Consider the following 9,327-nt stretch of genomic DNA (forward strand, 5'->3'; position numbering starts at 1 on the left):
CCCGTCCGTGCCGGAGCGCGGGGTGGGCGCCCGCGGCGACCAGGTCGGCGACGGCGACCCGGGGGTCACGGCCGGTGACCAGGGACTCACCGACGAGCACGGCGTCCGCTCCGGCGTTGGCGTAGGCGATGAGGTCGTGCGGACCGCGGACGCCGGACTCGGCGACCTTGACGATGTGGTCGGGGATCTCGGGGGCGACACGTTCGAAGGTGGAACGGTCGACCTTGAGGTCCTTCAGGTTACGCGCGTTGACACCGATGATCTTCGCTCCGGCGTCCACGGCGCGCTCCGCCTCCTCCTCGTCGTGCGCCTCGACGATCGGCGTGAGGCCGATCGACTCGGCCCGCTCGATCAGCGAGACGAGGGCGTCCTGCTCGAGGGCGGCGACGATCAGCAGGGCGAGGTCGGCGCCGTGGGCCCGTGCCTCCCACAGCTGGTACGAGGTGACGATGAAGTCCTTGCGCAGGACCGGGATGTCGACCTTGGCGCGGACGGCCTCCAGGTCGGCGAGCGAGCCGCCGAAGCGGCGCTCCTCGGTGAGGACCGAGATGACGGATGCCCCGCCGGCCTCGTAGTCCGCGGCGAGCGCGGCCGGGTCGGCGATGGCGGCAAGGGCCCCCTTGGAAGGGCTGGAGCGCTTGACCTCGCAGATGACGGTCACGCCCTCGCCGCGCAGGGCGGCGACTCCGTCCTTGGCCTGGGGAGCGCGCGCGGCGCGTTCCTTGAGCTCGTCGAGGCTGACACGCGCCTGCCGCTCCGCGAGGTCGGCGCGAACGCCGTTGATGATCTCGTCGAGCACACTCACGCGAGCGGCCCCCTTCCGAAGCGGTGACAAGTACAGGATCGGCCCTCTCGATGGTATCCGCAGGAGGGCTCAGGGTTCGCATCCAGCCGCGCCGCGTCCCACTACCTGGGCATTCACGGCGCCAGCGCGGAGCCGAAGGGCAGGTTCCTGACCACGGAGAACACCAGCAGAACGGCGCCGATGCCCCACCAGTGAACGGGCGCGAGACCGATCCGGATCGGCCGCCCCTGGCTCGCGCGGACCGTCCACAGGACCCAGACAGCGGCGAAGGCGAGGTAGCCGGCGACCGCCAGGGCGTTGGCACCGAGGGCCGCGGCGAGGTCCCCGTGGGCGAAGGCGTGGGCGCTGCGGAGGCCGCCGCAGCCCGGGCAGAGCACTCCGGTGAAGCGGAGCATGGGGCAGACCGGGTAGTGACCGGGCTCGTTGGGGTCGACCGCGGCGACGTAGCCGAAGGCCGCGACGACGGCGGCCATGGCCCCGGCGGGGGCGGCGAGCCGCCTGAACCGGGAGACCGGGGCGGGGGCCGGAGGGAGCCCGGAGGCGGGGTCCGGGGCGGGGGCTGCGGGAGAGGCTGAGGCGTCCACGCGGTGATTGTCCCTGCTGACGCGGAAAGGCGCAGCCCGGTCCGGGCTGCGCCTCGCGTCGTGTCCTGGTCCGGCATGCCTGCCGGGGGGGAAAGCTAGGCGGTGACCTGGGCCTCCGAGGCCCGCGCACGGGCTGCGGCCATCTCGGCGGACTCCTTCGGCATGCCGAGTCCTGCCATCTTCATGGCGAGACCGACGACACCGCCGAGGACGATGACGGCGATGCCGGCCCAGAAGCCGATCGTGTTCGCCGCGACCATGAAGAGGCCCGCGATGCAGAAGCCGATGAAGGAGATGATGACACCGGTCCAGGCGGCCGGGGTGTGTCCGTGGCTGCTGCCCGCCATGAGTTGCTCCTAGTTGGTGTTGCGCTGAAGGTGGCGCTGTGGGAAAAGCTCGCTGCCATTGTCCCGTACGTGCCGGGGGACGTGAGTCCGGGGGTCACGCCTCGCGCGTCGGGTCCTCGCCCCGGTCCAGCGCCTTCCACAGTTCCTCGGGCCGGTCGGGGTCCGGGGCGGTGCGGGGGGCCTTGCGGGGGCGGGGAGTGCCGTCGCGTTCGTACCGCCCTGACATGGCGGGCCAGCGGCTGCCGTAGCGCAGGGCGAGCAGTCCGGCGAGCAGGATCAGCAGTCCGCCGGCCGCGGTGACGTAGGGCCAGGCGGTGTGGCTGAGGGCGGCGACCGTGGCGGCGGTGTTGCCGGTGGTCTGCGCGGCCTGCTCGTCCAGGGACGCCCGGTCCGAGGCGCCGGCGTAGGCGCTCAGGCAGGCGCCGAGGCCGCTGAGGGCCAGCAGCGCGGCGACGACCAGGCGTGCGCCGCCTCGGACGGCGAAGACGGCGACGAGGGCGGCCAGGCCGACGACGGCCAGGGCGGCCGGGAGCCCGGTGACGTCCTGACCGTCGGCGCTGAGCGGCAGGGTGCCGCCGCCGACGGCCGCCTCGCCCTCGGCCCAGGTCTGTCCCGAGGCGAGGAGTACGACGGTGGCGCCGGCCGCGCCGAGGAGCAGGCCTGCGGCCAGGCTTCGGCGGCTTCCCGCGCTGTCGGGCGCGGAGGTGGCTCGGGCACGGGGCTGGGGTACGGGGACAGCACTCACGTACCCCACTATCCCCTACCGGATCGGTGACCCCCGAGCCGGTTCGCCGTATGGACGGCCCGCAGGACGGCGGCGGCCTTGTTGCGGCACTCCGTGTCCTCGGCGACCGGGTCGGAGTCGGCGACGATGCCCGCGCCCGCCTGGACGTAGGCGGTGCCGTCGCGGAGCAGGGCCGTACGGATGGCGATGGCGGTGTCGGAGTCCCCGGCGAAGTCGAGGTAGCCGACGCATCCGCCGTAGAGGCCGCGGCGGGAGGGTTCGAGCTCCTCGATGATCTGCAGGGCGCGGGGCTTGGGCGCTCCCGACAGGGTGCCCGCGGGGAAGCACGCGGTGAGGACGTCGAAGGCGGTGCGGCCCTCGGCGACGCGTCCGGTGACGGTGGAGACGATGTGCATCACGTGCGAGTACCGCTCGACCGACATGAAGTCGACCACCTCGACGCTGCCGGGCGCGCAGACCCGTCCCAGGTCGTTGCGGCCGAGGTCGACGAGCATCAGGTGCTCGGCGCGTTCCTTCGGGTCGGCCAGGAGCTCGTCGGCGAGCGCCTGGTCCTCCTGCGGGGTGGCGCCGCGGTGCCTGGTCCCGGCGATCGGGTGCACCATGGCCCGGCCGTCCTCGACCTTGACGAGCGCCTCGGGGCTGGAGCCGACGACGTCGAATCCGTCGAAGCGGAAGAGGTACATGTACGGCGACGGGTTGGTGGCCCGCAGGACCCGGTAGACGTCCAGCGCGCTCGCGGTGCACGGCGTCTCGAAACGCTGCGAGGGGACGACCTGGAATGCCTCGCCGGCCCTGATGCGCTCCTTGACGTCCTCGACGGCGTCCATGAACGCCTGGCCGCCCCACAGCGCGGTGTAGGGCGGGAGCTCGGAGGGCGGCAGCACGGCGGGGGCGTTCTCCACGGGCCGGGACAGGTCGCGCTCCATGGCGTCGAGCCGGGCGACCGCGTCCTCGTACGCCTCGTCGACCCCGGTGTCCAGGTCGTTGTGGTTGATCGCGTTGGCGATCAGCAGGACGGTGCCGTTGCCGTGGTCGAGCACGGCGAGGTCCGAGGTGAGCAGCATCGTCAGCTCGGGGAGCTTCAGGTCGTCGCCGCCGTGCTCGGTGATCCGCTCCAGCCGGCGCACGACGTCGTAGCCGAGATAGCCGACCATGCCGCCGGTGAAGGGCGGCAGACCGTCGTCGACGACGAGGTCGTGCGGGGTGTGCAGGGTCTCGACGGTGGAGCGCAGGGCCTGCAGGGGGTCGCCGTCGAGGGGGACGCCGACGGGCGGGGTGCCGAGCCAGTGGGCCTGACCGTCGAGGGCGGTCAGGGTGGCGGCGCTGCGTACCCCGATGAAGGAGTAGCGGGACCAGGTGCGGCCGTTCTCCGCGGATTCGAGGAGGAACGTGCCGGTGCGTTCGGCGGCGAGCTTGCGGTAGAGCCCGACCGGGGTGTCACCGTCCGCGAGGAGCCGGCGGCTGACGGGGATGACGCGCCGGTCGACGGCGAGCTTGCGGAAGGTCTCGATATCCATGGCGCCGGCCTTATCGGGGTGCGGTGAGCGGAAGGACGTCCCTGTCGAAGCAGGTGCGGGCGCCCGTGTGGCAGGCGGCGCCCGTCTGGTCGACCTTGACCAGGACGGTGTCGGCGTCGCAGTCGAGGGCGACGGACTTCACCTGCTGGATGTGTCCGGAGGTGTCGCCCTTGACCCAGTACTCCTGGCGGCTGCGGGACCAGTAGGTGCAGCGGCCCGTGGTGAGGGTGCGGTGCAGTGCCTCGTCGTCCATCCAGCCGAGCATGAGCACCTCGCCGGTGTCGTACTGCTGGGCGATGGCCGGGACCAGTCCGTCGGGGCCGCGCTTGAGGCGGGCGGCGACGGCAGGGTCGAGACTGCTTGCGGGCGTGGAGCCGGGCGTGCTGGTCATGGGCCCCATTGTGCCGCGCCGGGCGGGGCACTTTGCCCGTGCGTCCACTGGGCGGACCCGGGGCGGCGGTCGTACGCTGGCGGGCATGTCGACCCATGCGAAGCGTGAACGTCTTCTGCTCGCCGACCTGTTGGAAGCGGCGGGTCCCGAGGCCCGGACTCTGTGCAACGGCTGGAAGACCCGTGACCTGGCCGCCCATGTCGTGGTGCGTGAACGGCGCGCGGACGCCGCGGGCGGGATTCTGTTGGGCGCCCTGAAGAACCGGCTGGAGCGGGTGCAGGCCGAGTTCGCCGCCAAACCGTACGAGGAGCTGATCCAGCTCATCCGTACGGGGCCTCCGCGGATGTCACCCTTCGGACTGAAGCAGCTGGACGAGGCGGCGAACACCGTCGAGTTCTACATCCACGCGGAGGATGTGCGCCGGGCCCAGCCCGACTGGTCGCAGCGCGACCTCGACCCGGTCTTCGCCGACGTGCTCTGGGCGCGTACCGAGAAGACGGCCCGGATGCTGGGCCGCCGGGCCCCGGTGGGCCTGGTGCTGCGGCGTCCGGACGGCCAGACGGCGGTGGCGCACAAGGGCACCCCGGTGGTGACGGTCACCGGGGAGCCGGGTGAGCTGCTGCTGTTCGCGGCGGGGCGGCAGGACGCGGCGCGGGTGGAGCTGGACGGTGACAAGGACGCGCTGGCCCGGCTGCACACGGCCGAGCTCGGGCTGTAGCCCGGCCCGGCCGGCCCTGCCGGGCCGCTCAGGCGCCGTCGCGGACGCGTACGGGTGCCCAGCGGGCCCGGTGGCGGTGGCGCTCGTCCGGTGCGGCGTCCCGGCCCCGTCCCGATCCCAGCAGGCCGAGGAGGAAGCCTGCCGGGATCGTCACGAGGCCTGGGGTCTGGAGCGGGAACACGTCGAAGTCCCACTCCGGGAAGAGCGCGACGGGCGTACCGGAGAACGCCGGTGAAAGGATCATCAGGACCGCGATCAGCGGAAGCGTGCCGTACACGGTCCACCGCACCCCTCGGGCGTCGAAGCGCGGCCGGAAGAGGGCGTAGAGCAGGACGGGCGGCAGGACCGAGGCCGCCGCCGCGAACGACAGGGAGAGCAGCACCTGGGGGTTGCGGTCGTGCGTGTACGCCGAGAGGAGCACGGCGAGCGCCCCGATGCCGACGATGGCCCAGCGGGCGCTCCGGATCTCCCTGCCGGAGGCCTTGCCCTCACCCTGGGCACCCGACTTCAGCGTGAAGTCGCGGGCGACGGACGACGCGGCGGCCAGGGTGATCCCGGCGACCGCGGCCAGGGTGGTCGCGAACGCGGCGCAGGCGACGAGTGCGAACAGCGGGCTGTCGCGCGGCCCGGCGGCGCCGGGGTCGAGGGCGCTGGTCACCATCAGGAGGGCGGTGCCGCCGGCCGGGTCGGCGGCGTGCAGGAGGTCCCGTCCGATCAGGGCGGAGGCGCCGAGTCCGACGACGACGATGCCGACGCAGAGCAGGGCGACGGGGGTCACGGCCCAGACGCCGGCCCGGCGGGCGGTCCAGGCGTCGCGGATCGGGTGGAGCCGCATCATGATGTGCGGCATGCACGCGGCACCGAGCACGAGGGTGGCCTGGAAGCCGATCAGGTCGAGCCCGCCGGCGAGACCGTGGCCGAACTGCAGCCCGGGGCGTGCGTAGTCGCCGCCCGCCTTGCTGCCCGCCTGGGCGGCGTCGAAGAGGGCGAACGGCGACCAGTCGAAGCGTGCGAGGACGAGCCCGGCGAGCAGGGTGACGGCCCCCAGGACGACGGCCACCTTGAGGATCTGGATGTAGCCGGTGCCGCGCATACCGCCGAACGCCGAGTAGCAGACCATCAGCGCGCCGCTGGCAACGGTGCAGCCGGTGAGCGCGCCGTCGGGCAGCCCGAACATGGAGGTCATGACGTGGCCGGCGGTGGTGAGCTGGACGAGCAGCAGCGGGGCGAGCACGACGAGGGTGGCCACGCCGAGCGCCCGGCGCACGGATCCGTCGCCGAGGCGGTCGGCGAGGAAGTCGCCCAGGGTGAACACGCCCTTGCGCCGCAGGCGTTCGGCGAACAGGCGCATGACCAGGGCCAGGGAGGCGACCGTGGCCAGGGCGAACAGCAGGCCGTCGAACCCGGCGAGCGCGACGGATCCGGTGGTGGAGAGCAGTGTGGCGGCGGAGACGTAGTCACCGGCGATGGCCAGTCCGCCGCCGACGGGACCGAGGGTGGCCCCGCCCGCGTAGAAGTGCTCCGGATCGTCCTGGTCGGCCGCGGCGAGTCCGCACAGCAGCAGGGACACGGCGACGAAGCCGAGGAAGATGACCACGGCCAGGGACCGGGCGTCGATCGCGCCGCTCACCGGGTTCGCTCCGCCCGTACGGCTCTGCAAGGGTCAGCTGAAGACATGCGCGTCATGGCACCAGCGGGGGCGGACGCGGGACAGGGGGCGGGGGCGGGGCGCGGCGTGGGTACAGCGCGCGCGGCGCAGGACTGTGCCCTCGCACAACTCCGGGCGTACGGGCGGCCGGCGGGCGCCGGCGGCGGGAGGGACGAAGAGCCGGGCGCGGGACGGGCGAACCAGCGGGCGCAGGACGGACGAACGGCCGGGCGCTCCCCCACCGCGGTGGTTCCCGCGGAGGGGGAGCGCCCGGCCGTCGCGGAGGGCGGGTAGGGCTCAGCCCGTCAGCAGTCGCCGTGCCGCGAGCGCCAGCGACACCTCGACCGCGTCCGACGGCCGGGTGAGGCAGCGCCCCGTGAGCTGCTCGAACCGCCGCAGCCGGTTCAGCACCGTGTTGCGGTGGCAGTACAGCTTCGTCCCCGCCCGCTGGGCCGAGCCGTCCGAGTCGAGCCATGCCGTCAGGGTCTCGATGAGGACGTCCCGGTCGGCCGGGTCGAGGCGGTCCAGCGGTCCGAGGACCCGGTCGGCGAGCGCGGTCCCGAGGCCGGGCGAGGACACGACGAGTGCGGCGGGCAGGTGCTCGTCGAGCAGGACGGTGCCGCCGGACGCCGGGCAGGCCTTCAGCGCCGTCTCGGCGAGGCGCCTGGCGTCTCCGACCGAGGCGAGCCCGTCGACCACGGAACTGACGCCGACACGGGTGCCCGGCGGGGCCGTCAGTGTGTCGGTGAGCTGGGCGAGTTCGCCGTCGGTCACGTCGGGGGACGCGGCGTCGGGCAGGGCGGCCGCCCCGTCCTCGCCGTCGGCCCACGACTCCGCCTCGGCCGCCGCCGAGGCCGTCCCCAGCGGCAGGATCGCCAGCTCGACGTCGCCCGCCGAGTGCCAGAGCGCGGGCGTGCCCTCGGCGAGGTCCAGTGGCGGGCGCCCCGCGCCGTGCGGGGCCCGGGCGCCGGCGACCGCGAGTACGGCGTACCGCCCCTGCACCGGGAGTCCGAGCATGGCCGCTGCGTCGGGCAGGTCCGCGATCCGGGCGGTGCCGTCCAGCAGGGCGGCCGTCATCAGGCGCTGCTGGTTCTCGCGGCGCCAGGAGAGCCGCCGCTCGGCCTGCCGGTAGGCCTCGGCCACCACGGCGCAGTGCTCGTCGACGAAGTTCCAGACGTCGGCGGCGACATGCACGAGCAGCCGGGTGTCCTCGGGGTGGCGCCGGGCCGTGTCGTCGACCAGGTCCTGCCAGACCATCGCGCCGCCCATACGGAAGGCGTGCATGACCGCGTCGAGGGGGACGCCCTGCTCGGCCCGGCTCTCACCGATCCACCGGGAGGTGCGGTGGGCGGCCTCCCGGAATTCCCGGGGCTGGATGAGGGAGGCGACGTTGTGCCGCAGGGAGTGGTGGACCTCCTGCCAGATCTCCGCGGGCTCGGTCTCCATCGCGGCGCGGTAGGCGGGCTCCTGCTCCCGCAGCGCCTCGACCAGCCGGTCCGTGAGCTCCGGCAGCGCCTCCAGCAGCACGCCGGCCGCCCGGTGGAGCACCGCGACGGCCTCACGGTCGGCCAGGGAGCGGGCGCGGTGCGGCAACGGTGCTACGGGGGGCGGTCCGTGCAGCGCCCTGATCCGTGAACGTACGACCTGTGGCATGGCGGCCTCCACCGGGAATCGGCCGGCTGCGGTTGGGCCGGCCCCGGTGCGCGCCCGGCCCGGTATTGGGCGGGCGCACACCGATTGATCCTGACGGACGCAGAATGGCATACCGCCCGGTCGGTACCTAGAGGTCTGCGCGGTTCTTCTCATCACGGTCCTGCAACCTCGCCCCGCCCTCGCGGTCCAGCAGCCGCGCGAGCTCGGTCCGGGACCGCACGCCGAGTGCGGCGAAGACGTTGCGGAGGTGGTGGTCCACGGTCCGCGGGCTCACCGAGAGCCGCACCGCCACCTCGCGGTTGGTGGCCCCCTCGGCGACGCAGCGGGCGATGCGCTGCTGCTGCGGGGTCAGTCCGGCCAGGGGTCCGTGGCCGCTCTGGTCCGGCACGTCCACCGCCTCCCCCGCGGCGCGCAGCTCCCCTCCCGCCCGGTCGGCCCAGACCCGGGCGGAACAGCGCTCGAAGGCGACCAGCGCGTCGCGCAGGGGGCCGCGGGCCTCGCGGGTGCGGCGCAGCCGGCGCAGCAGCTGGCCGTGGAGCAGCTGGGTGCGGGCGCGCTCGAAGTCGCCGCCCGCCCGGTCGTGGTGGGCCAGCGCCTCCTCGTACCGGGCTCCGGCCTCCTCGGGCGGCGCCAGCAGGGCGCGGCAGCGGGCCAGCTGGGCGGATACCTGGGGGTCGGTCGTCCGCGCCGTCCACAGGGCGAACTCCTCGACGGCCACGGCTAGTTCGGTGGCACCCTCGTCGGCGCGGCCGGAGAGCGCCATCGCCTCGACGTAGCAGGGCACGGCGAGCATCCGGGTGGCGAAGTGCCCGGTTCCGGGGCCCGGTCTGACCAGCGGTCCGAGCCTGGCCGCCGCTTCGCCCGGCCGTCCGGCCGCCAGGTCGGCGCGGGCGACCGCCCAGGTGGCGAGCATGGCCGC

The 9,327-nt window shown here is 74.1% G+C and carries 10 protein-coding genes; 1 reads left to right on the top strand and 9 read right to left on the bottom strand.

Annotation, left to right across the window (positions count from 1 at the left end):
* The 6 genes from trpC to hisI all read right to left on the bottom strand — a co-directional run.
* On the bottom strand, positions 1–805 hold an 805-nt coding region (gene trpC / locus B9S57_RS12735; RefSeq protein ID WP_103515683.1), incomplete at its 3' end, for an indole-3-glycerol phosphate synthase TrpC.
* Between the two features lie 113 nt (positions 806–918).
* Positions 919–1,389 carry a DUF2752 domain-containing protein gene (locus B9S57_RS12740; RefSeq protein WP_103515675.1) on the bottom strand — a complete coding sequence of 157 codons (471 nt, stop codon included), beginning with the start codon at positions 1,387–1,389 and terminating at the stop codon, positions 919–921.
* Between the two features lie 95 nt (positions 1,390–1,484).
* On the bottom strand, positions 1,485–1,736 hold the full coding sequence (locus tag B9S57_RS12745; protein WP_103515676.1) for an HGxxPAAW family protein: 252 nt from the start codon (positions 1,734–1,736) through the stop codon (positions 1,485–1,487).
* A 94-nt stretch (positions 1,737–1,830) separates the two neighbouring features.
* The gene (locus B9S57_RS12750) at positions 1,831–2,490 is read right to left on the bottom strand and encodes a TIGR02234 family membrane protein (protein ID WP_103515677.1); all 660 of its coding nucleotides are present in this window, start codon (positions 2,488–2,490) and stop codon (positions 1,831–1,833) included.
* On the bottom strand, positions 2,490–3,998 hold the full coding sequence (locus B9S57_RS12755) for an anthranilate synthase component I (RefSeq protein WP_103515678.1): 1,509 nt from the start codon (positions 3,996–3,998) through the stop codon (positions 2,490–2,492). Before B9S57_RS12755 ends, B9S57_RS12750 begins: the two co-directional genes overlap by 1 nt.
* A 10-nt stretch (positions 3,999–4,008) precedes the next feature.
* Positions 4,009–4,389: a phosphoribosyl-AMP cyclohydrolase gene (hisI, locus tag B9S57_RS12760; RefSeq protein WP_103515679.1), complete on the bottom strand. Its 381-nt coding sequence runs from the start codon at positions 4,387–4,389 to the stop codon at positions 4,009–4,011.
* 85 nt (positions 4,390–4,474) lie between these two features.
* On the opposite strand from hisI, the gene B9S57_RS12765 reads away from it, so the two are divergent.
* The gene (locus B9S57_RS12765; protein WP_103515680.1) at positions 4,475–5,107 is read left to right on the top strand and encodes a TIGR03085 family metal-binding protein; all 633 of its coding nucleotides are present in this window, start codon (positions 4,475–4,477) and stop codon (positions 5,105–5,107) included.
* A gap of 28 nt (positions 5,108–5,135) precedes the next feature.
* Here B9S57_RS12765 and B9S57_RS12770 read toward each other — a convergent pair whose 3' ends face one another.
* The 3 genes from B9S57_RS12770 to B9S57_RS12780 form a co-directional block, all read right to left on the bottom strand.
* Entirely contained in the window at positions 5,136–6,737 is a 1,602-nt protein-coding gene (locus B9S57_RS12770; protein WP_103515681.1) for a cation acetate symporter, read from the bottom strand.
* A 315-nt stretch (positions 6,738–7,052) separates the two neighbouring features.
* On the bottom strand, positions 7,053–8,408 hold the full coding sequence (locus B9S57_RS12775; RefSeq protein ID WP_103515682.1) for a CdaR family transcriptional regulator: 1,356 nt from the start codon (positions 8,406–8,408) through the stop codon (positions 7,053–7,055).
* Between the two features lie 127 nt (positions 8,409–8,535).
* Positions 8,536–9,327: helix-turn-helix transcriptional regulator (locus B9S57_RS12780; RefSeq protein WP_146057751.1), on the bottom strand; the 792-nt coding region annotated here is incomplete at its 5' end.

Source organism: Streptomyces sp. SM10 (assembly GCF_002910915.1).
GTDB lineage: Bacteria > Actinomycetota > Actinomycetes > Streptomycetales > Streptomycetaceae > Streptomyces.

Coding starts and splice junctions, on each gene's coding strand:
- B9S57_RS12745 (WP_103515676.1), bottom strand. CDS start 1,736: ATGGCGGGCAGCAGCCACGGACACACCCCGGCCGCCTGGACCGGTGTC.
- B9S57_RS12755 (WP_103515678.1), bottom strand. CDS start 3,998: ATGGATATCGAGACCTTCCGCAAGCTCGCCGTCGACCGGCGCGTCATC.
- hisI (WP_103515679.1), bottom strand. CDS start 4,389: ATGACCAGCACGCCCGGCTCCACGCCCGCAAGCAGTCTCGACCCTGCC.
- B9S57_RS12765 (WP_103515680.1), top strand. CDS start 4,475: ATGTCGACCCATGCGAAGCGTGAACGTCTTCTGCTCGCCGACCTGTTG.
- B9S57_RS12775 (WP_103515682.1), bottom strand. CDS start 8,408: ATGCCACAGGTCGTACGTTCACGGATCAGGGCGCTGCACGGACCGCCC.